Origin of the sequence: Algoriphagus chordae (assembly GCF_003254055.1) — a bacterium.
GTDB lineage: Bacteria > Bacteroidota > Bacteroidia > Cytophagales > Cyclobacteriaceae > Algoriphagus > Algoriphagus chordae.
This window is the reverse complement of record NZ_QKZT01000003.1, coordinates 380499-406749: the sequence shown is the minus strand read 5'-3', so window position 1 is coordinate 406749 and position 26251 is coordinate 380499. Positions and strand designations below refer to the sequence as shown.

The following is a 26251-nucleotide window of genomic DNA, read 5'->3' as shown; positions in this document are numbered from 1 at the left end:
CAAGTCTACATCTTCTGCTAATACAGCACCTTCTACCAAAACATCAAAGTTTCGTTTCCCTGCTTGTCCTGCTGTTTTGATGCCAAAGAAGTCTTCAACATGATAGGTAGAAATTGTATAAATACCATTCGGTACAATTACCTCATATTTCAAACTTCCTGTCGATATACTTAAGGAAGATCTATTGGAATTCGCTAAGCTATTTGGACTTGGATTCATAGCTCCGTTTACATAAGAATTACTAATTGTAACTCCTGCCGAAACCTGATCACCTACAAACTCCTTACCCTCATAACTCACCGTCTGAACACTTCCCGCATTTAAATACATCGCGAAATCAGGCTCTGGTGCAGCAGGAACATCGATTTCAATCGTGAACATGGTCACATCCAAATTGCTATCTGAATCGATCACCGTAAGAGAAACAGTGAATGTGCCAGCAATGTCATAAGTGTGAACTGGATTCATCTCAGCAGAATTGGTTCCATCTCCGAAGTTCCATAGATAAGTCAGCTCTCCATCATCCGTAGAATTGGAACCTGTGAAGCTAACTTCATCACCCAAGTAGGCTGGATTCGGTGTAGCAGATGCTATTGCAACTGGATCTACCTTAGGAATAGTAACCGTGATCTGAATCAGCGTACTATTTGTTAATCCTTCAGCATCAGTTACCGTCAAGGCTACATCATAGACTCCTGGATTAGTGAAGGTATGCGCAGGGTTTTCAAGATCAGATGTACTTCCATCTTTAAAGTCCCAAGCATAGCTCTCTATGGCTACATCGTCAGAAGAAGAACTTCCTGAGAAAGTAACAATTTCTCCTACTTGTACAATCTCTTTATCTGCACCTGCTACTGCCAATGGAGCAGCATTAGGTTCAAAGATTTCAATCTGAACAGTAGCCTCATGAGTCAATCCTTCTGCGTCTGTTACGATCAAGCTCACTGTATAAGAACCAGCTTGTAGGTAAATATGCGATACATCCGCAGCTGATGAACTAAAGCTGTCACCGAAGTTCCACGCATAAGTTAAGGCTCCTTCATCGGTAGAATTACTACCAGTAAAGACTATCTCTTCACCTACAAAGGCAGTAGTTTTATTGGCAGTGGCAATAGCGACAGGAGCCACATTTGCTTCTACCACATCCACAACTATAGTTTCTGTATCCTGTAATCCTTTAGCATCAGTTACTGTTAGGATCACATCATAAACTCCGGCAGACTCATAAGCATGTGTTGGATCTGTAGCTGTAGAGCTAGTCTCATCACCAAAGTCCCATGCATAAACCAATTCACCTTCGTCAGTTGAGTTGGAGCCTACAAAGCTTATAGTCTCTCCTACTACTACCGGATTTGGCGTAGCAGTAGCTACAGCTACCGGAGCCACATTTTCAGGAGCTACCACCACTGAAACTGTAGTAGAATTAGTAGCACCTTCCTCATCTGTTACTAGAAGTTCAACTTCATAAGTATCTGCAAGAGTATAAGTATGTGTAGGATTCATTAAATCTGAAGTGGCACCATCTCCGAATGACCAGTTGTATGTAGCTACCCCCACATCATCTGTAGAAGCAGATCCATCAAAGCTGATTTCCTCATTTACCTCAGGCGCTGTTGGCGCATAAGTAAAGGCAGCCACCGGAGCTTCATTTAGATCAACAACTCCCGTGATCTCAATAGCCGATAGTTTTGGCTCATTCACCCCACCTACTGCTGCAAGAGAAGATAGATCTATAGTTACAAATCCATCAGTCACCAAAACTTCATAAGTTTTAATCACAGTAGTCTGTGGACCTACTTCAGCATTTAGATCGAAATTATCTAATACTAAATCATTATTTAAAGTTACATCAAATATACGGCTACCTGTACCTGCGGCTCCGCCACCTGTCGCGCCGAAGTAGATCTCAGCAAAGTGTAGGTTGACAGTATAAGTACCATTTACTACAGGGATCGAATAATTATATCCTTGTTGAGCAGAACTTCTCTCGGTTTTATACAAGTCAGGTACAGTCGCAGAGTTGTTTGTGTACGACTTACTTGTTGCTGAGAAATACTGATCAGCCGCAAACACATTGCCCTCATGCGTCAATTCAGGACCACCTGCATTGATTCGAAGAGCAAAGTTTGGCATAGTTGCTACTACAATTTCTAGCTCGCTTGTAGCAGTTAACCCTGATTCGTCAGTGACAGTCAATACTACGGTATATGTACCCTCGGTAGTAAATGTATGCGAAGGATTAATTCCTGTAGCTGTAGCTCCATCACCGAATGTCCAAGCATAGCTGATATCTCCTTCTAGATCTGAAGATCCAGATCCATCGAAGCTTACTTCGAGTGGAACTGTTCCTTCTGTCACCGTAGAAGTTGCTACAGCTATAGGTGCATTGTTTTCCAGTACAACTATCTGCAATGCTACTTGATCAGTCAGAGAATTATCGTCTGTAATGGTCAAGGTTGCGGTAAACTCACCTTTAGTAGTATAAGTATAGACAGTAGTCATACCCGTAGCGGTGTCACCATTTCCAAAGTCCCAAAGGTATTCTGTAATAGTGCCATCAGAAACAGATGCTGAACCATCGAAGGATACTGTCAAAGGATTCATCCCTTCCACTACATCTGCAGTTGCAAATGCTAATGGTGCACCATTCGGTCTTACCTGGATTGACATCACTGCTGTGCTATCCAAACCTGTGTTATCGGTTACTGTAAGTGAAACATTATATGTTCCTTCCGTAGCAAACACATGCTCTACATTAGAAGTAGTAGCATTCGAAGTTCCATCACCGAAGTTCCATAGATAAGTAGCAATGGCAGCATCATCTACTGAATTTTCTCCAGTGAAATTAACTGTCATTGGAGCCCATCCCTTATCGACATCAGTCTCTATTACTGGAACAGGTGCTTTGTTAACATTAATGTTTACTAGCGAACCAGCGATCAAGCCATTCAAATCAGTTGCTATTACATTAACCGCATAAGTATTTGCAGCATCTGCAGGAGCAGTTCCTGAAATGACGCCAAGCTCAGATATAGTCAACCAAGCAGGAACTTCCCCACCAGCTACTAGCTCAAGGCTATAAGTCAATTTGTTGCCTGGATAACCTTTGTCAAAGAATGCTGACAGGTCATTTTCAAATGCAACAGACTCATCTACATTCATATCATCAATCGATACAGCAGTAGGTACTGCCTCTGGACGGATGTTGATGAAGTAGAAAGTATTATCATTCCAATCACAGTTGGCCGATCCAGCTCCACAACCACCCTGCACAAAATCCTGCAGCGCTATGTATTCATTAGGAATTACGTTTCCTTCCCGGTCAATCGCTTTATATATTCTCAATCCTGCAAGATCAGGTCTGTTACCAGAAATATTGTTTCCTCCAGCTGAAGAGTATCCTGAGATAGCAATTCTAAATGGACCAGTGATGCTATTTGCAAAATCAGCATTAATGGTTGTACTATTTACATCCCCACTCTTAGGAAGAAGCGTCTGATACCAGTTTGCACCATGTGAGAAGTTCATTCCACCAACTACTGCATTTCCTATTTCAATTGGCTGCACAAATTGTGCACCATTAGAACCAGGACCGCCATGTAGGGCAGACAATTGCAAGCCTCTAACAGGCTGCAAAGGATCTGCCTGAACAAAGTTCGCTGAAATAATCAGGTCACCTTCATATCCAGCATCTACGTTTGCAGCTATAGGAGCATTAGAACTAGGTCTAACGATATAATTACCTGTATTAACTCCGGCATCATTCACTGAACTTCTCATTGAAGTAGCAAAACCAAATGCATCAAATACTTGCTGAGCATCGATTTCATCTCCACCTTCAGGCTGAGGAGCAAAACCACCATGTAGTGTTGAGCTACTCTCACCATCGTTGTCGGCATTGGACAGGATAGTAATAGTTTCTTTAAAGATTCCATTTACACCTGTACCTGTATCACTCAAGAAAGTAACTAAGACATCTCTGAATCCTCCTGCTGGTATAGTCAATGGCAGACTTGTGCCTTCTGAACCAGATGGAAGGATTTCGAAGGAGTAGTCATTTTCATCAGAAATATTGATTTCATCAATCACCAAGTCATTGGCACCTTCGTTATGCAGTCTCATGGTATTCGTTTCATGAGTAACTGCCTGTCCAGGAGTTCTGAATCTATAGAAAGTATAGTAATCATCAGCAGGGAATGAACGCTGAGTCCCCGGTACTTTGGTCATATTTTCCACTCTCAATGAAGCGCCAGTTAGCGGCTCAATAGTAAAGGTGAATGTTTGGGTAGTCACATTTCCATTACCATCCTCAGCTTCTACTGAAAGTGTATAATCACCTAGGTTTGTTACATTAATTGCTTCAGTATAGGCAGTTTTATCACCACCATTTAGAGTATACTCTACTCTCACTATTCCCTCAGCACTCTGGCTGTTGTCAGTTGCACCTACTGTAATTGAAACTGGGCCTCTGTAATTATTAGCTGCAGTCATCAATCCATCGAATGAAGCTGTCACCAAAGGAGGTTGTTCAGAAATCTCATATGGTGCTATTCTGATATAATTTGGTTTTGCATTAGCTCCACCTGCACCTAGAGACAATCTCAATATTCCATCAGTCACCTGAACAGTTTGAGTGTTGGCAAAGAAATCTTCACCAGCTATAGGGCTATTTTCTTGATCATAATCAACTACAATCTGTCCGTTTACATCAAGCTTATGATACGAATCCGCATACTCTGGGTCTCCAACGGAGATATTTACAGCGTAGGTACCATTTGGTAATTCAACCATCCAATCTCTCTGAGGATAGGTGGCAACCGAATTATGACCAATAATTGTAAATGTTGATAACAACGGATCATCATTTGAACCCATATCTCTGTTTCTGCCATTTACAGCAGCAGAGCTTGGAGTTGAAGTACCCGGAAGTACCCATCCAAAATTCAGTGGGCCTTTCGAAGTAGTCTTAGTACCAAATGCAGCTCCAATATCATCTATCCATCCTGCTGGCGATACATCAAGATCAGTAGCCAACTGGAAATTGAATTGATAAGTAAACTCAGGATCATTAGTGATTGTCATGTTCACCACAAATTGATCCATTACGTAATTAGGAGCAGTTGCCGAAACTGTTGCTTGGAATGTCCCCAATCCTAAACCTGACTTGTCAATGATGACATCAAATGGAGTTCCGAATACAAATGTATCTGGAAGTGTCAACCAAGGAGAATTAGAACTAAGCGATACCTCAGACTCCAGGATCGGTCCATTCGCGGTAAGTGTAACTTGACTTGTAATAAGATCAGCTTCATTCACCGAAGTAGTGATACTAGTAGATTCAGGATCTAGAGTTAATCTTAACGCTCCATCTACATAAGGGATTACATTATCAATGATAAACATGTAATCTTGGTAATCACCATTCGAAGCATCTTCAAAGTTGACCAGGTAGCTATTTGGAATAGGCACACCATTTCTGTCTTTCATAGGATATGTTCTTACCCTATGTGCTACACCACCCGTATTCAACTCATCCTCAGTATAATTAGATCTTCCAAACGAAATGGAAGTCACATACATTCCAAACACCATGCTTTGAGGGTCAAAGGAATCTGTTCCAGAGAGAATTTCAGGGAAAAGTGTTTGCGCATTTGGAAGGTCACCAGCAAGAACACCTACTTCATTCAACACAATACCGGCATTATTAGTATACCAACCGAATGGTAAAGTCTCAGCTGGGGAATACCTTCCGACTGGCGTAACGTTAATCACACCTGGGCCAGCTTTCACCCACTGCTGTACATCTACTTCTTCACCTTCAAGAGCTGGATTTGTGCCATTTGCCAAACTTGTCCAACCTACATCAATACCTATTCCTAGGGCATTAACCACATCCTGAAGAGGAGGTTCATTTCCACCTTCAAAACCATTTTTCTTCAAAGCATGAAGACCAACAACAAATTCTGATTGTCCTTCAACATTTGTAGCCAATACTAATTCAGCACCATGATATCCAAGGTTAGAATTGTTCAAGAGAGGCGCATAAGTCACTGAGTAAGTAACAGACTCACCAGGAGCAAGAGTCGTTGACCCTGCAGGTGAAATAGAACCGAAGTGTCCAAACTCATCATTTCTAATAGAAGCACCAGTGATCACAATAGTGTCATCACCTTCATTCGTAACATCTACAGATTGAGTATCAGTTTTTCTACCTGGAACTGTTCCATTTGAACCATTATTTACTTCAATCTCAAAAATCATCTCCTCAGGATCAGCTACCAATGCGGTTGGAAGTGTAGCAGGAATAGCTGCTCTCAATAAGGTGATTCTTGCGACTCCATTATCATCTCTATCGTATTCAGAGATGTATATATTACCTGTTTTAGTATCTTCTACTACATCCAAAGGATCATCAAATCCTCCAAGACCAGGGATTGCATTGTATGATTCAGCGATATCTCCACTAGATTTTGGATCCATTACTAATAGATCATCCTGACCAGAGAATCTCACAACCATCAGTAGGCCTTGCAGCTTACCTCCGAATGCATCTGATTTATATTCAATTACACCATTAGGTGATTTATTTTTCCCAAAGTCATACGCAGGTTCCAAATAATTTGGATCGGGCATCACCGTACTTGGGTATTTGTTTACATCCTTATAGGAAGATTCTGCCTGACCCGGAAGTCCACTATAGGTTTGTCCTCCATGGTTCAACACAAACTCACCTCTAAATGGATTTGGATGTCCATGATAAGTTCCTCCTTTAGTTTTAAACAACCAGTCTTTCTGAGTCTCACCACCTGCTAATGCCGGAGCATAAGGAATACTAGTTAATCCATCTATTCTTCTAGCCAATGGATATTCAGTGGTAGAAGGAGAATTAGGTGAGTTGTTGTTGTTACCAGCAGTTCCATTAGTAGGTACATACAACCAACCATTAGAGTGCCATACCAAATCATAGGCATTTCTTACACCTGTTGCGAAAATTGTAACTGGAGATCCAGTGGCATATGGATTATAAGTACCGTTGCTCATGGTCAAACTTCCAGCTGAAGCTGTATTGATTACAGAAATATCATCCGTAGTATATACACTTAGTGGAAGAGAACTTGGAAGCTTATTCAATTCGATTTTCAGTACAGCTCCAGCAAGTAAACGCTCTGGTCTATTGTTCCAGGCTGGATCTATTTTACCTCCTGCAGTATTAGACCCCTGACTTAGGTACATGTTTCCAGCTGGATCAAATGCCAAACTATTAGTCAAGTGATCTTTAGCAGATCTTGGTAAGTGTATGATCAGATCTTCAACCGTATTAAGATTAGCACCTGTCAACTTAGAAATCTTACCATCCCACTCTGGACCATCTGACACAGAAGCAAAACTATGTGTTACGTAAGCAATCAGGTTTTCAGCAGTAGAATTAGGGTCGAATACAAGACCAATAATCATACGATTATTATTGTTGCGAGCTCCATTCACAGGATGCGGAGATCCTTCTAGGTTTGGAGTAAGTATCTCCAAATCTGTCAATGTACCATCTGCGGCCATATTCCAACGGTATATCTGACCGTCACTTGCAAAATCACCGATAGTACTTGCATATAATTTGCCATCAGGACCAACCACAAGACTTGAGAATCTTTGATCTCTAGTTCCTTCTCCAAGCTCAGTACCTCCAGGGACTTTAGTGAATTCTACTCCAGCAAGGTCTCTGATTGGAACCACTTCATCATCTATTGTACCTGTAGTAAAGGTAGACTCGAAGGTTACAAAATCTAATACATCCTCTACATCACCTACTACATTGGCTTGAACACCAGAAATTCTAAATACATAAGTCGTATTCTCCTTCAATTGCTCAATTGGGGTAAGGGTGATTGCATCTCCCCCGCCAGTATCATTTGAGTTTGTAGGAATTTCTATTTCATTACCTGCAGATACTTCATACAGGTTAATATTTCCAGCCAAAGTACTGTTATTCAACTCATAACCTAGAGGAGTAACAATCTCAACATTAATCTGGAATTCATTAATTGTCACATTTGTGGCATTATTAGCCGGAGTAACATTAGTGAAATATGGCAGATTTGTTTGTCCAGTCTGTGTAATCTCTAATGAGTGGATTTTTGTATTGTGTCCACCTGAGGCATCTACTGTCAACTTTCCGTCCGTCACAGTTACAGTTACGGTAGCAGAAGTCACTCGAGTTAGATCTCCGGCCACACCTGTTGGTATAAATGCACTTACTGCATTTACGCCCTCAATATTTACCGTATGACTAGGAATAGTTGCTGCATTACCATCTACACTTAAATCCCCTACTCCAACAGTCACAGAATAAGTACCATTAGGAACATTTACTTCCCATATACCTTCCACCATAGTACCATTTGGCGATCCTCCAGGAGGTACACCATTCTGATACTGCATGTGAATAATGGTGTTTTGGATAAAGCTTGCACCATCAATATCTCTATTTCTAGTATTTGCACTAAGATCCAGCGGAGTAACTCCATCTGTAGTTAACCAACCATAAGAATAACCATTTCCACGGTCAGCGAATGGCAAACCACTATCTTTTTCATATCCCGCAGGAGCTACATCCACTGCTGTAGAATAATTGATTTTCAGTGGACCAAATGTTGGAACTACAGGGTTATTATCAGGTACGATAGAGAAATCAGCAAAGCTATAATTCACATCAGCCACTAATTCTCTTCTCTTAGTCGCGAATACACCTGCAAAACTTAAATTATTATATGCAGTATTTCCATTTACAAATGCTGCTGGAAGAGGTAAGGAACCAAGTTCTACCTCAGCGCCAGCATTAACAGTATAATATGCTGTGAGAAGGTCATTCTCCAAATCAACATATAGACGTAGCTTAACTGTGCTTGTCTTAATATTCGCAATTGCATCGGAAATAACCTGATCAGCATTGCCAGAAACAGCTGCAAGTTCAGATCTCATTTCTACTCTTCCACCGTTGTCTACAACCAATTTCACAAAGTTGTCCTCATTTAAACCAAACCATAAACCGGCTTGCTCAGAGTTTTGGGTTGCATCCGAGAATTGATCAACTAGAGTAGTGCTTATATTGAAATTACCATATCCATCGGCATCAAATCCAGCTCCTAGCGTATTGATCTGAGAATTAACATCTGTACTAGTTCCGGTGCCTGTACCATTATAGACGAAGGCAATTCCATTATTTGCATTTATAGTCAGGTTACCATTTGCTATACTTAGTTTGCTAGGTTCGAAACCTAGAACTGCAGTATTAAATGGTGTTCCGTCAATTGCAATTCTAGCAGACGGATTATCTACCATGGTAAATCCTGTATTGGCTAATCCACCTTCTGCACCTGTAAAGTTCAGTGCAAATGGAAGCGTAACATCTATATCCTCGCAGTCAAGTGTACTGATTGGAGAACAAGCTTCTACTGGAGTTACTTCAGAGAATGGTTGAACATTTCGTACGATAACCACCACATCTTGATAATCAAATCCAGAAACGTGTTCTTCCGTAGCAATGATGTATGCATTGTCCTCACCTGGAACTGCATATACTCTCACATGATGAGGAATAGCTCCAGAGAATGTATTCAAAGCATCCTCAGAGAATAATTGTCTATCTCCGAAATATGGCCATCTGCTTACAAAACCAAAGCTTGCATTTCCTGGATCAAACTCAAGATCACCTGTAATAATTGGTGTGAGTGTTTGTCCATTAACAAGAGGGCTATTGGAAACCGTGAATATATCTTGAACTGATGCTGCATTTCCGCTTGCATACCATCCAAAGGCTACCACAGGATTACTATCTGTTGGGCCATATATACTCAATACTTCTAACTCGATAGGGCCATCTGAAGCTCTTTGGAAGGCTTGGATATCCAGTTCGTCACCAATTAAGGTGTTGTAATTAGTAGAAGCTCCAGTAGTAATAATATTTGTAGTCGGATCAGCATCGCCCACATTTACAGCAGCAGCTCCTAGATGTGTATCTAGAATCCACTGTAAAGATGGCTCGTTGTTTCCACCTACATTAGTTTTACCCAAACCAGCAAGTTCTATTGTAATGGATTCGGCATTGTCTCCCAAAATAGTGAGGCTAGCATACTTAGGTCCATTAGAAGTTGGGTCAAAAATAACATTGAATGAACCCGTATTTTGAGAGTTCAAGCTTTCTGGTAAAGCTGATACTGTAAACTGATCAGCATTTACTCCAGTGAGCATATAGGAAATATTGTTTAAGACTGCATTTCCTAAATTGGAAATCAGAATCTCTTCAGTATAAGTCACATTCCCTGCAGTAATCGCATCACCTACGATTTTATCTGTACTTACAGTAATAACAGGTTTAGGAGAAGCTTCATTACTTGGTTTCAGCAATACAATCTCGTTTCTAGCATAATCTGCAACATAGATATTACCAGTACTTACATCTTCGACCAAATCAAGAGGATCTCCGAATCCTGTAAAACCAGGGATACCTTCCTTAAATGTTTCAATATTTCCACCTACCCCATCTGGGACCAAGGCTATAATATCTGAACTACCGCTATATCTAACCACAAGTATTGCTCCCTGTAGATTACCATTTTCGGCGTTAGACTTGTATTCTATTACTCCATTTGGAGATTTGTTGAATTCGAAATCAAATGCTGCACCTCTGTAATTGATATCAGGTTGAATATTATTGTAAACAGCATTAGCAACATCTACATCACCTCTATTCAATACGAACTCACCTCTGTATGGATTAGGATGACCGTAATAGCCTATTGGCTCAGATGGATTTACTCGGAATAACCAATCTCTCTGAACGTTATTACCATTCGAAGCTGGAATTGCCGGATAATTTGTTGGGTCTCCTGATGTATCATAGAAAGTACCATTTGGTCTTCTCATTCCATCTATAGAGATAGGTGCATTACTACCTCCTGCAGTACCGTTAGCAGGGATGTAAAGTTGACCATTTGAGTGCCATACTAGATCATATGCATTTCTAATTCCTGATGCAAATAATGTAAGTGGGGCATTCAAATAATATGGATTATACATGCCATCAAGCGTAGGTGAATTGACATCTACTGCTTTAATAGCCTCAATATTTCTAGTAGTCTGAACATCCAATGGTAGCGTACCTGGAAGTTTAGAAAGATCTAATCTCAAAGTAGCACCAGCAAGCATGCTTTCTTCTCTATCCCAGGCATTATCATAAGCACCTGCGGCAGAGTTACTTCCTTGATTGAAGTACAATACAGTAGGCTCAGATGGTCTAAAGGCTAAGCTATTAGTCAAATGATCTCTCTTAGATCTTGGCAAGTTGGTTACCAAGTGTTGCTCTGTAGCTAAGTTTGGTCCAGTTAACTTCGAAATATTACCATCCCAATCAGGAGCATTGTTTAAACCACTAGAAAGGTGTGTGATATATGCAATTAAATTAGTTGGAGTAGAAGCTGGGTCAAAGACAAAACCTATTGCAGTTCTTGCTCCATATCCAGATTTCCAAGCCGACAAAATTTCTTCATTGGCAAGGGTACCATCCGCGTTCATAGTCCATCTATGAATATCTCCACCTATTTCAAGACCATAAAGTAATCCATCAGGCCCTACTACCAGTGAAGTATATTTACCACCTGATTTGACCTGACCATATTTGGTAAACGAAACATTATCCAGGTCTGTAGTTGTTCCTCCTGTACTTCCATCACCAGTAGTGAAGGTAGAAGTGAAAGACTCTAGAGCTACTCCTTCACTATCAGTAACACCATCAATTTCGAACCTATAAGTAGTATTGGCTTCTAGAGGCAAGGAAGGAACAAGGTTGATGGCATCACCACCACCTGTACCATTGACACTAGCTGCGATAGCAGTTGAACTACCCTGCTTGAATAATCTTACGGTAGAAACTGTAATAGTTGAATTATCTAATCCACCAATATTTGGTAAATAAAGACTATTAGCAGATACACTTGTAGAAACTGAAACATTGGTAGCTGCATCAGCTGGATTCACTCCTATTACACGAGGCATATCCGACGCTGATCCACCTCCAGTAATTTCTATATAATTTATTTTAGTATTAAAACCGTCGCCAGCATCTATAGTAAGTTTGCCATCAGTTACAGTCACCGTTGCAGAACCATTCGTTCCTCGGGTGGCTTCACCTGCAGCACCAGTTGCGACGTAGGAATTAATCACAGATACCCCTTCGGCATTTATCGTATGGATAGGGTTATCACCTTCAGCATCAATATTTGGATCACCTACTCCAATTTTTACTTGATAAACACCATTTGGTAATTCAATTTCCCATTTGGCATCTGGCAAATAATATGAGGCATTAGGGTTTGATACCTGACCATATTGCATATGAATCAAGGTATTATTCACCACAGAGAAATTAGCATTCTCTCTATTTCTTGAATTCAATGTCAAATCAGCCCCTTGCGATGTAGATGCGTTAAGCCATCCATAGGAATAACCATTACCTCTATCTCCGTAAGGACTACCAGAATCCTTAAGATATCCCTGAGGTGCAGCAGTTGCTGGGTCAGAGAAATTTATTTTAAGAGCTAAAGGAGGAGTTTCCGGAGATGTAATCGTAAGGTTAACATATAACTCTGCATGTTCATACCCTGCCTCTACCTTCTCCTGAGCAGTAACTGTTGTTTGATAAGTACCTGCAGGTAAATTCTCTTTGATCACAAATTGATTGGATCCAATAATAGCAGAATCCGGGAATGTCAACCAGGTACCAGAGTCTGGATCATCACTCAAGGTGATTTCGAATTCTTGGTCGGAAGTAAGAATACTTACATTAAATGGTGCGATAACCTCTCCTTCTGCTGCAGAAAGATTTACTACCGCTGGGTCAAATGAAAGCACTTTAGGTACAGCTATTTCCTCTTCTTCAATAGTGAAGTAGTCAAAAGTAGCGTCGAATTCAGTTCCTGATCTATAAGTCGCATATATACCAGCAAATGCTTTTCCTGCAAGCTCACCAGAACCAAGGCCGTCAAGATAAACCTGCGGAAGTGCAAGTTCAGAAAGAGATGATTTAGTTACTTGGATAAATTCACCCGTTCCTATCGCATAATAAGCAGTGATAGTCATTTCCAAAGGATCAACTACCAATCTTAGTGTAATATCTCTGGTATTACCAGTTCCTATTCCTACTTGAATTTGATCTTCATTAACGGCAGCACCCGTAGTAGCCGATAAACCTCCTACTTCTTTTCTGATTTCGATGTTGGAACCTCCATTGTAATCTAGTTTTACAAAATTATCCTCATCTAATCCGAACCATATACCTGCCTGTGCAGATCCTCCTCCTGAATTAAGGGCAAGAAGTTTAGTTTCTATGGTTAGTTTATTGCTGATATCATCCAAGCCAAGGCCTAAAGAATTGACTTGGGTATTGTTAGCAGTACTACTTGGTGGATCCTGGAATGCTATTCCCTGAGTAGCAGTAAGGACCAAATTCCCTCCTGATACATTCAACTTACCTGGCTCAAAACCATTGACCTCAGGATAAGTGATTGGAAGATCATTTGCAAGTCTAGCTTCAGAATGTGGCAATGCAACAGTAAATCCAGTTGACACATCATTCATATCAAGAAGGCTAGAACCACTCCCATCAAAAGTAAGATTAACAGGAAGAGAGGTGACAATCTGATCACATGGAAGCAAGCTAAATGGAGAGCATGGTGTAGCAAGTACTTCTTCTGCCACTGTTACCGTTACTATCCAGTCTTGTGTACTTGCATCAGAAGCAGTGACAGTATAAGTCTGTGGGCTAGTGAAATCTAGTGCATCGCCGGAAGCAGGACTAGATGAAGCTCCATCTGACAAGGTAAATGTCGGAGCTAATGCTGTTATGTCTGTTCCAAAAGGAACCTCAAAAGCAACTGTGAATGCTTCTGAATCAATTACAGGTGCAATTGTAGCAGCTGGAAAATCGAAAGTAAGAATAGCTTTCTCAGTCTGTGCAGCTATAACATTAAGCGTCACATCCAATTCAGCTGGTTTAAAGCCAGCTGCAGAAACTATAAATTTATCTGATCTACCCTCCCCTACGGCTAATGTGGATGCATTTTTAGAGAAAGTCAATTCACCTAGTTCTAGTGTAGTAGGAATGCTAAACCATTCATTGAATGAGGTATTTTCTTTTACGATCAAATTCTCAACATCATCAATCACCATTCCAAGGACTCCGGCTCCAGGTCCCGAAAGGGTAGAAACAAAGTTTCCTGTTTCACCTGCAAGTAGTTCAGTCGTTAGAGTATTTGGATCAAAAGTAAGTTGACCACTAACTGGCGTTCCTGTAGAAGCAGCAATTTCTATATGTGTAATTTTAGAATTATATCCTCCAAAACCATTCATTGTAAGCAAACCATCCGTAACCTCTACAATCATAGAAGCTTCTTTAGTCTCTCCAGGAGTAGGTGCAAATGCTGGAATAATAGTATATCCCTCTATAGTCGCTGAATGACGACTATCTAAATTATTATCATCCTTGTCACCCAATCCTACAGTAACTTCATAAACTCCATTAGGAATTTCGATTTCCCAAAAGGATTCACCTCCTCTATTCTCTCCAGCCCAGGCTAGTCCTCCACCTGTATTTCCTCTGATATTATCTCCTTGGAAGTGAACTAGTGTACCTGCAAGTTTTTCAAAATCAGAAGCTTCATCATAAATAGCTGTAATTCTATTTCTTCCTGCCCCAGTGGACCCATCAGTAATATCAATTGGGTTACCAGAGTCCTTGCTTTTCCATCCATATGCATAATCAGTTCCATTAATAGAAACTGAGCTGAATCCGAATTGCTTTCCAAAATCCTTCAAATAAGATACTGGAGGAATTGTTGACTCATTCTGGAAGTTAATTTTCGCAGCAAAAGGATCTTCTACTACTACTTCATTCAAATCTTCGGTAACTACTTCTGAGTAATCAGTGCTAATCCGTATCGGACCTACTAAACCATTGTTTGTTCCTATAGAACTAAGGAATAATCTTCCGATTTTAGGTGTTCCAGTTGTGCTATGTGTTCCAGCAGTGTTCCAAACTGTTGCAGATTCAGTAAGCTTTGGTGCAATACTCCATTCGTAGCCTATTTCGTCAGTACCATTCCAAACTCCTTTTACAATAAATTGAAGAATTTGGTCAGAATCAATATTTACATTTCCATTGTCTGATCCAGACCCTGCCAGACCCACTCTCGCTATAAGCTGGGCAGCATTCCTAGCGATTTGAAGACGAATCCATTTAGTTTCTTCTGGAGTATCATCATCAATCCTTAAAGCCGTTCTAATTCTATTAGAGGCATTTGCCAGAGAGGTTACTTTGAAATAGGTCGCAAAGTAGAAAGGCTGTCCACTTACAAGTGTTATAGGATTTGCTAGCAGCAATTTATCATCCGTAGTATGGGCTCCTTGAGTAAAAGCTAATGAGTGAGTAGTTCCTGCAGAAAGTGCCGTTGCATTGAGAGGAATATTTACTCCAGTTCCGTTTTCCTTTTCCCAGTTCGCAGAACCTACAGTTGTTAATACTCCAGTACCATATGAATCAAAGTTTTCGATGTAGGCGGTACGTGGAGCTGCTGCATTGCTAACAGTTACTGTCCAATCCGCTGAACTTCCGTCTTCAGCAGTTACAGTATAAATTACAGGAGTAGAAAAATCTTGTGCTATGCCTGAGGCTGGGCTGATAGTTGCCAAAGGTGAAGCAGCGATCGTAGGGATCAAATTTGATAACGAAACACCATGTGCTACTTCTATCGCAATGGTATGATTTACAGCATCAATGCTCGCTGGCGAAGTTTGATCTAAAAAACTAAAATCAATTATAGCCTTAGCATCACTTGGGGTGAAATCTTCTACAACTGAAAAATCTTTGAAATTAACTACGATTGGATTTCCAGTAGAAGTTCTATGCGAAGTATAAACACCCGCAAACGAAGATAATTCTGAAGGATTTTCAGAATCAAAACTTACGCCGGAAAAATAAGAAGCGGGTACTGGCCTACTATCAGGCTCCGTGGTAGCAGAAGTAACTAAAATTTCTTCTCCAGTTCCTAAGGTATAATAACCTTGAGCAGTATTTGCTACAGGATCGAATTCGAGACGTAAAGTAATTTCCCCTGTATTGGTAATTAAATTTGCAGTGTTAATTTCTAAATAAGCTGTCGCGGCATTAGCTTGATCCATATCCTCAACCTGCAACTGAATTTTTCGAGTATTCGTATTTGCAGATTTAACAATCGCCAGCTTTACATAGTGATCTTCATCTATTCCGTACCAAATCCCAGCTTGCTGAGATTTCACTTCTGAACTGACAGAAAAATCTGGGTTTACTAAAGTTGCAGAAACACTAAATTTTTGACTTCCAACAATAAATCCTGTCCCCAATGCATTGACTTGTGTATTGGTGTTTGCTGATGAAGGAGTCCCCTGATCAGGTTGCTGGCTATAAAACAGACCACGAGTACTTGTGATCGTCAGACCTGAACCATCTCTCGAAATCCGAGTAGGATCATATGATGTCAAAACAGAATAAGGAGTCATGAACTTACTTGACTCTAAAGTCATTGAGAATCCAGTTTCTGCTAATCCACCTTGATCAGAGCTGAAGTCCAAGTTGATAGGTAGAGCAGAGATAACGGATGAGCAATCCAGTGGACTAATCCCCCCACAAGGAGCAAGTTTATCTGGACCATTCCAGAGATTCTCAAAGGGATAAACTAAGCCCTTAGAATTATTTAAATGAAAACTTCCTTTATCGGAAGTACCTGTTGCATTGGCATTCACGCCAATAGCAGTTGCGAAAAACGCTAAAAAAAGTAATACCCAATTCCTTTTTGCAGCCTTGTAAAGTGTAACCATATAAATAATTTAAGTCAATTGTTCTATCCCATATCCGGACAACTAAAAACCCAGAATTCGATGCATTTACTTTGAAATATGCAATCCTTAGTTTTCACAGCTACCCAGTCAAGGTGCCAAAGAACAAAATTAAGTATGTAAAAAACAAATGATAGTATTTAAAAGGAATATAGTTTGAAGAACCTTGGGGTATACAGCTAAAGAATATCACCTTAGAATAATTCAATTGTTTTATTCAAATGATCATATAGTCTAAACTGAGATTTTAAGAAAAGAAAATAAATCTCATGCAACACAATATTATTAGTGTCAGTTAGTTGCGAATAGAAAAATGCAGCAAATCTGAGATGGATCATCAGATTTAACAGCTATTTATTATGTTCAGGAATTTAAATTTTGAAACAAATAATAAGACTGATCCAACAGATATTTTTTTTTGATTTTAGTCAAAAAAAAATCGCAAACTTCCGTCTGCGATTCTAATACTATAAGATTAATCTTGTTTTTTAGGGAATTTACTTCCTTCTCAGAGCTCTCTTCCACCAAGGCAATTGTACCTCTTCATGGTAGCCATAAGAGTTGTTTCCGTAGCCATATCCATAGCCGTAACCGTAGCCATACCCGTAGCCCTTATCGATATGCACATCGTTGAGAATTCCGTAGATTTTAGAGACTCCACCCTTCTCGACTAGGTTGTTCAAAATCTGCGTATTTCCCTTCATAGAGTAGCCTTGACGGAAAACATAGAAGGATATATCAGCGAAACCAAATAGCTCTTTGGTCTCAGATACCAATCCCACCGGAGGGCAGTCAAAGATGACTACATCGTACTCTTGTTTGATTTCCTTGATGATTTGACCAAACTTGTCTTGCAATAGCAATTCTGCTGGGTTAGGAGGAATAGGTCCTGAGAGGATCACATCCATATCTTTGTGTCCGGCAGATTTGACCACATCTTTCCATGGAGTATCGGTGCTAAGACAGGTACTCATTCCCTTATCATTAGCTAAGCCAAAGTCTTCAGCGATTTTAGGCTTACGAAGATCCAAACCAATCAGGATGGTCTTCTTTCCCATCAACGCATACACTGATGCCACGTTGATAGATACAAAGGTCTTTCCTTCACCAGAGATGGAGGAAGTGAAAAGTATGGTCAGGTTATCGCGATGTGGACTAAGGTAGGACATATCCGCTCTAAGTGATCTAAAGGACTCTGTGACAGTAGATCTAGGATTATTCAATACTGGAATAGCATCCTCAGAATTATTTCTACCAATCATTCCTATCAATGGCACCTTGATCTGATTCTCCAACTCTTTAGGATCTTCAATTTTGGTATTCAAGAAATCCTTGACAGTGATAAAACCAATTGGTAAAATTAGTCCCAAAATCAAGCCTATTAGCAAATTGAGAGATCTCTTTGGCGCGACGGGAAGTTGACCCGCTTTTGCAAAATCAAGAATACTATTGGTTGGCATATTAGCTGCCTTAGTGATTTCAGCTTCTGCCTTCTTCTGCAACAAGTAGATGTAGATATTCTCGTTGATGGAGAATTGACGCTGATAGCCTAAAAGGTTACGCTCAGTCTCAGGTAGTGAATTCACATCCTGATCAGACATACGAATCTGATTTTTCAAATCAGCAACGACATTTCTTGTATTTGCTATCGCTGAATTTACATTCTCCTGAAGTACCCTTTTAGTATTTTCTAACCTATTAGCATTTTCTCTTACCGCAGGAGCTTCTTCCGTAAAATTGGAAGTCAACCTAATTCGCTCCGCTTGCGCTTCACTCAAAGACTCTACTAGGGAATTTAGCAAGGGATCCGTAATCCCAACAATCGAAGGAGCTACTATTTCTCCAGCCACGTTATTGGAAACATAATCTCTAAGTGTCTCGTAATACTTCAAATTCAACTCTGTCTGCGCTAGTTGAGTTTCCAAGTTTTGAAGCCTCTCAAAAATTACGGAGCCTTCCTCAGAGAGATTAAAAACCTTATTCTCAGTTCTATATTTCTGAAGCTTATTTTCTGATAAACGTAAGGAATCTGAAATTCCGGATAATTGAGCTTCTATAAAGCGAACCGTATTTTCAGAGGCCTTATTTTTTTCGCTCAATTCTCTCTGAAGGTACATCTCCATCACCTTATTGATATAATCTTCTCCAAGGCGTCTCACTGGAGTCTCTAAACCAAGACTAAGTATAGATGCTTGTTTATTGATTGGAGCTACAGATAATTCTCCTTTGTACTTTAAGGCAAGTGTGGGGGTATCCACCAGATTGAACTGAAGAATATCACCCGGAAGTGCTGAAATTTGATTGATGCTAAAGGAAAAATCGACTCCTACGATCTCCTGACCGAAATTATATACAGATTTCTTTAAAGTAACCTCCTCATCGGGCAACAATTTATAATAAGGATCTGCAGGGTTATAAATTTTAAATTCATTATTTGGAATAGAGAGTTCAAAGCTATCTTCATTGATCACTTCAATCTTAAATCTCCCTCCTACCAACTGAGTTTTATTCCAATCTACGGAAACCAAAATAGGCACCTTATCATAGATCTGAGATGTAGATATAATCCCTTCTCTAAAGTACTGTACGTTGAGATTCAACTCAGACACTGCTTCTTCTGCAAGAGAAAAGGACTTCAATATCCCTATTTCATTTTCAATATTGCTTTTTCCTTGCAGCATACCTAGGCCAGATGACTCGAACAAATCCGTCCCAAGACTTGGTTTATCATCTACCACGAGCACCGTTGCCTCTACCTTATAGATAGAAGTAGCATATCTATTAAAAAGAAATGCCCCAATGACACCGATAACCATGCAAGCAGCTATTAATAGCCAGTATTGCAGGTAATTGAATAGTAATACCTTCAGATCAATTTCATCTTCCTTTTGAACCATAAAAGGATTTTGCCCTGAATTTGAAGAGTTAGGAGTATTCGGGTACATAAAATCTTATTTGAGTAAATTTAGGATTAGGGCCAATGAAGAAATGCCTGCAAATATCAAGGCCAAAGTTTGAGCTGTATTTTCTCCTGTACCAGTTTCTCTAACTTTCAATGGCTCCACATAGAGTTGATCATTTGGTTGGATAAAGTAAAATGATGAAGCTACGATCTGACGATCTAACAAGTCAATTCTATGCAATCTTGTACCCTCAGGATATTGTCTAATTAAAAGTACCTCGTCACGTTTTGCCACAGTCGTTAAATCACCGGCATTGGCAATTGCCTCAAAAATTGTCATTCTATCCTGAAGAACTACGTATTTACCAGGTCTTCTGAATTCCCCTAGAGCCGAATACCTAACTCCTCCCAGCTTAACTTTGACATACAATTCACTAGTCACATACTTCCTCAAACTTTCTTCAATGGTAACCCTAGCCTCTTCCAGTGTTTTTTCTTTGACATTGACATCACCAACTATTGGAAGCCTGATATTCCCTTTTTGATCTACAGAAAAACCCGTCATATAGTAAACATCTCCACCACTTTGAGCCGAAACATTCCCCATCTGAGCACTCATTTGAGCAGGTTTACTATTAAAGCCAAACTCCATCAAATCCTCAATAGTCTGGATGTTTACATCTATGATATCATTGTATTGAAGCTTGTATTCAGGAATCTCATAAGTGATCAGCTCACCATCTTCGATGGGCGTATTGCCCTCCTGATTTTGCAAATAAATGATTTTCTCATTCGGGATGCAGCCAAATACCAATAGAAAAGCAAGGGATGCAATAAAACCCTTCGACAAATTCCTCATATATACATTTTTAATATTTTCTTTCAAAAACTGCGCAAACTTAAACATTTAACCTCAAAAAGTCTGTTTTTTTATCACTTTGATAATGAAGGAACAGAATTGAATTAAGATCCAGATCCATCAAATTCTGCCAATGCTAAGTCTTACAGTATTTTTCTGGCTTTTTCCAGGTCTTCGGCAGTATCTATTGCTACTGTTTGATGGAGAGTTTCCACCATTTTAATTTTATAGCCATTTTCCAAAAGCCTCAACTGTTCCAGCATTTCTACTGACTCTAGCTCAGATTTGGGTAATGAGGTAAAGGCTTGTAGCACTGCTCTCCTATAAGCATAGATTCCGATATGCTTCCAATAGCTCAACTCAGTCTTTGATTCTCTATTGAATGGAATCGCTGATCTAGAGAAATACAAAGCATTTCCTTTGAGATCCGTAACTACTTTCACTGTATTTTGATTTTGGGCTTCTTCAGCAGGTATCTTCGTCTTTAGCGAAGCTACCTGCACCTGTGCATCTTCAAAAACTGCTATTAAATCTCTCAAGGAAGTTTGATCCTGAAAGGGCTCATCACCCTGTACATTGACTATCAAATCCGCATCTACCTCTTCCATGGCCTCAGCAATTCTATCAGATCCACTTTGATGCTCTTTTTTACTGACAAACACTTTACCACCTAGGGTTTCAATCTGATTTTTGATTTCTAGATGATCCGTCACTACCCATACCTCATCAAATACGCCTGCTGCAAGAGTACTCAAATAGGTGCGCTGGATGACCGACTTCCCTCCCAGATCTTGAACCAATTTGGATGGCAATCTGGTGGAAGCATACCTAGCAGGAATTAGTGCTGCGGTTTTCGTCATAACTTGAATTGGGGTTCTGGGTAGAAATAGCAATTTAAAGTTCCGTTAATCACTTTACCTTAAACAGCTTTTTCAATTTTTGAAAAATATTCTTTTGGCTTTTCTTGATCTTCTTTTTCTTCGTATCTAAATCATCCCCATAGTAATTGTACATGTATTTATTGTTCTGGGAATACAGATAAGTATTACCATAACCATAATTGTAGCCTTCATAATGGTAGCCGGAATTTACGATACCATTGAAAACCCCATATACATTTTTAACCTGTTTATTATTAAATAGGTCGTTGATCATTACTAGGTGATCTTTTACGGTATAATTCTGTCTCACGACATAGAGATTAATGTCAAATAATCTCATCAGATCTATAGTCTCAGACACCAAACCCATAGGAGGAGTATCAAATATCACTACGTCAAACTGAGATTCTAGATATTCTATGAATTCAGTCAATTTAGGAGTCTGTAACAATTCCGCGGGATTTGGAGGTATGATGCCAGAAGGCACAAACCATAAGTTCTCATGTGAAGAAGGTAAAACTATATCTTTCGCATCCACTTTACCTATCAAATAGGTTGATAACCCTATTCGATCAGACTCTCCAAAATAAGAAGCAAGTTTAGGTCTTCTCAGATCCCCTCCTACTACGACCGTTTTTTTAGATCCCAAAGCCATTGCCGAAGCTAGGTTCAAAGAAGTAAAGGTCTTCCCTTCTCCAGAAACCGAGGAGGTAACCAATATTTTCTTAGTATTTTTACCAGATGCCAAATAGGTAATAGCAGAGCGAAGTGATCTAAATGACTCTGCCACCGCGGACTTAGGAAAATCCAAAACCACTTTATTGGTATCCTTCTGACTATAGCCTACAATCCCCAATTGAGGAATCATAAAATGCTTTTTCAAATCCCGCTGGTCTTTGATCGTTTCATCAAAAATATCACGAACGACCACAAAACCGAAAGGCAGTAACAATCCCAAAATAATAGCTAAACCATAATTTTGCTGCTTCTTCGGGAAAATCAAGGTTCCGCGCCGAGCCGTATCTAAGATCGCATTGTCAGAGACATTGGAAGCCATTGCAATTCCTGCCTCAGCTCGCTTTTCCAACAAGTAGGTATAAAGTGATTCCCTAAGTTTGAATTCTCTGAAAATCCCTGAATACTCAGATTCTGACTCAGGAAGGGTGGAGAACTCTGCATCATAAACTCCAATATCACGCTGAATACTAGTCTTTTTCTGCTTTGTGTTTTCTATCAGATTAACCACATTCTCAAAAAGCGCATCCTGCACTTTCTCCATCTGAACATCTATTTTCAGCACCTCAGGATGATTCTCGTTGACAGTAGCAAGTAATTTTCTTCGTTCTTGAGAAAGAGTAACCAGTGTTTGTATAAGGCCATTTAGCAAGGGATCCGGTACACCAATGACAGAAGGTGCAACTACATCAGAAAAATCCTTGCTCTTCTGCTCCATGTATGCACGGATTTGCTCGAAGTATTCCAACTGATAATCAATCTCAGCATTCATCTCGTCGAGCGAATTCATTTTCCCCAATATGCTGGTAAATTCTGCCGAGACATCGAGCAACTTATTCTCAACTTTGAAGTCTTGCAATTCCCGCTCTTTCTGCTGAAGGGAATCTTGCAATAGCCCAAGCTGCTCTTCAATAAAAGCTAAAGTGTTTTCTTGAATTTTATTCTTTTCGCTCAGGTCAAAATCAATATATGACTCCATCAAAGCATTGATGTAATCTCTTCCTTTTTCAACAACTTTGGTGGTAGTCGAAAGTCGAAGGACCGAGCTGTATTCATTCTGCAAGGTCACCTGCACAGATTTGGCGTAAGCATCTTCCAATGAACCAGGGCTTCTCAACTTGAATATCAGAGCCTCATTAGTTCTTCCGGGATTCACCAGATGCACGATAAACTTCGATTTACTTGTTTCTATTTTCTCACCAAATCTGTAAGTCCTATCATAAATGGACTCATCCCCCGCTGCCATAGCAGAATTAAAATCCATAAAACTGGATTCCTCAGGGCTGAGTTTAAAGGTATTCTCAGAGAGTATTTCCAATTGGATAGGCACATCGGTAATCTGAAAATGATCCCAGTCTACCTCGATACGAATAGGCGATCTATCATAGAGTTCTATAGCCTTAATGTTAGTTTTGGCATAGTACTCCACATCGAAGTGCAGTTTCTTCAAAGCCTCATGAGCAAGACCTTTAGACTTTAGTCTCAGAATGTCATTTTCTAGATTAAGACCTGTGGAAAAAATATTCGATCTATCCAGAATACGTGCTTCAGGAGAGGTATTAGTCTTGATCATCATAGATCCAGACACCTCGTAACGATCTACCGTGTATCGGTGAAATAGAAAGGTGCCGATCAGAAACAACAAGATAAAAAGTAAATACCATGGCCAATAGCGAATGTACTTAGCGATCACATACCTGATCTCCAGTGCCTTCTCCTCGTTATCTAACTGGCTTAAATCTAACTTCTCCATATCAACTAGTTACCCGTCACCAAATTAATAATTAAAAGCGTGGAAGCTAGTAAACCAGCAATAAGCGCAAGTGAGGCCGTTAAATTGTCAGCATTTCCAAACTGCCTGATATTCATCGGCTCAATATATAGGATGTCATTGGGCTGAATAAAGTAGAACGGACTAGCCAATAAGCTCCGATCATTCAGATTGATCTGGTGGATTTTAGTACCACCATCGTATTGCCTGATGATAAAAAGCTTGTTTTTCTTACCAAGAATCGTGGTCTCTCCTGAATTGGCTAAGGCATCAAAAATAGTAGCTCTATTTTTATAGATCACAGAAACTCCTACAGAATTGAACTCTCCCAGGGTAGTGTATCTGATGCCTGCTATTCTCAATTTGACGTATATCTCTTCCTTAAAAAACTGATTTATATCTTCCTGAACCTTTTCCTTAGCCTCTTCCTCAGTCAGTCCAGCGATTCTAATTTTCCCAAGCTTAGGCACTTCTACATCGCCATTTTTATCTATAGAGTAACCTCTAAAATACAAAGGATCGGAGCCTCCACCTCCACCACTATTACCACCAACTCCTCCCATACTCTGAGAATTTTGAAAGGAAAATGCTTCAATCAATTCCGGATCCGAAGTAGCAAAATCAATCTCAACAATATCGAAAGGCTGCAAGACATATTCATAATCTACCTCAGCAAAAGGGATAAATTCATTAAGTTCTATCGGCGTATTATCAGGCAGATTTTGCAGGTAAGTGATCCGCTTATTAGAGATACAACTAGTCGCAAAAACCACCAAACATGCAAAAAACAGGATTTTCTTCATTCGAAAAGCATAAATTTAGCTTGGCCCAAATATATAAAAATAGTTGAGGACAAGGAGCATGTTTGAGATTAGAAACAGGAAATAAGCAACAGACAATGTTCAAAATTCAATAATCAATTTTCAATGGTCAATTCTCCTGATTTTTACCTGGACTTTGCTGTTAATTCCTAAGTTCAAAAATCTTCATATCTTCAAGCCATGCAAATCAGAAAGGCCAATTCCAGTGATTTACCCGAAATAATCAGCTTATTGAAAGCCTCATTAGGCGAAAGTTTGATCCCCAAATCAGAGGAACTCTGGAATTGGAAACATGTAGCAAACCCTTTTGGGGCCTCGCCTCTGTTGATTGCTGAAGATGCCGGACTCATCTGTGGCGTACGTGTGTTTCTACGTTGGGAGTTTCGCCAAGGCGATCAACTCATCAAAGCCTGCCGAGCTGTAGATACTGCAATACATCCTGATTATCAAGGCAAAGGACTTTTCAAGAATCTTACACTTTCACTTATTGAGGAACTTAAGGAGGAAGGAGTGGAAATGATTTACAACACTCCTAATGCTCAAAGTTCAAGTGGATATTTGAAAATGGGTTGGGAAAAATGGGGAAAGCTACCGCTGAAAATGCACTTCAATCTCAACTTAGGCAAAAGTAAAAATCTGTCTCAATCGAGTGATTGGTCAAGCATCACAGGGCTTATTCAGAAAATAGAAAAAACTGAATTTGATTCTGAACAGATCCAGACAAACCTTGTGTCAGGCTACCTTCACTGGAGATACGTTTCTTGCCCACTTTTCCCTTATGATTTCGTCAGCGATGGTGAAAGCTACCTATTAATATATAGGATCAAAGAGGGGAAAATAGGTAGAGAACTTAGGATTGTTGATTTCTTCCAACTCGCTGATTTTGGAAAAAATGAAAAAAAACAATTGAATACTCGGTTAAAAACCATTCAAAAAAATGAGAGCGTTAGATTTACCTCGTATTCAGGTTTGAAGTTCACGAATGATTTACCTATTGAAATGGGAATTATGCCAGTGATGTCAATCGGCCCAGAAGTGACGCTCCGCAAAGTAGCTGCTACTGATAACTTATTGGAGAAAGACTGGGGCTGGAGCTTGGGAGATTTGGAGGTTTTTTAACTTTACGCAAGTCAAATTTCGCACTAGTCCTCATTAACTTCGCTATTCATCATTCGAAGTTCATTATTCGAAATTGACTGTTGAAAGATGAATGTTGAAGTGTGACCGTTCGTGAGACACGAACGGTGGCAGGCACTAAAACGAACAGTGGCAGAATTAGACACAAACGGTGGCAGGCACAAAAACGAAAGGCAGTAGATTTAGGCACAAACTGTTGCAGGCACAATACGAACGGGACAGGTA

General features: G+C 39.9%; 7 protein-coding genes. 1 reads left to right on the top strand and 6 read right to left on the bottom strand.

Annotated elements, in window-relative coordinates; genetic code table 11:
- The 6 genes from LV85_RS22305 to LV85_RS05340 form a co-directional block, all read right to left on the bottom strand.
- Nucleotides 1-16902, bottom strand: a 16902-nt coding sequence (locus tag LV85_RS22305) for a PKD domain-containing protein (RefSeq protein WP_111317152.1), incomplete at its 3' end; no start/stop codon positions are given.
- 515 nt (nucleotides 16903-17417) lie between these two features.
- A complete protein-coding gene (locus tag LV85_RS05360) occupies nucleotides 17418-19817 on the bottom strand; it encodes a GumC family protein (protein ID WP_245942159.1) in 2400 nt (799 codons plus the stop codon).
- Nucleotides 19818-19871: 54 nt separating this feature from the next.
- Nucleotides 19872-20681, bottom strand: a complete 810-nt coding sequence (locus LV85_RS05355) for a polysaccharide biosynthesis/export family protein (protein ID WP_111317172.1) — start codon at nucleotides 20679-20681, stop codon at nucleotides 19872-19874.
- A 143-nt stretch (nucleotides 20682-20824) separates the two neighbouring features.
- Nucleotides 20825-21541, bottom strand: a complete 717-nt coding sequence (gene kdsB, locus LV85_RS05350; protein ID WP_111317150.1) for a 3-deoxy-manno-octulosonate cytidylyltransferase — start codon at nucleotides 21539-21541, stop codon at nucleotides 20825-20827.
- A 49-nt stretch (nucleotides 21542-21590) separates the two neighbouring features.
- Entirely contained in the window at nucleotides 21591-24050 is a 2460-nt protein-coding gene (locus LV85_RS05345) for a GumC family protein (protein ID WP_111317149.1), read from the bottom strand.
- Between the two features lie 5 nt (nucleotides 24051-24055).
- Entirely contained in the window at nucleotides 24056-24871 is an 816-nt protein-coding gene (locus tag LV85_RS05340) for a polysaccharide biosynthesis/export family protein (RefSeq protein WP_111317148.1), read from the bottom strand.
- A gap of 198 nt (nucleotides 24872-25069) precedes the next feature.
- On the opposite strand from LV85_RS05340, the gene LV85_RS05335 reads away from it, so the two are divergent.
- Complete coding sequence (locus LV85_RS05335; protein ID WP_111317147.1) at nucleotides 25070-26008, top strand: GNAT family N-acetyltransferase; 939 nt, start codon at nucleotides 25070-25072, stop codon at nucleotides 26006-26008.
- Nucleotides 26009-26251: the final 243 nt, after the last annotated feature.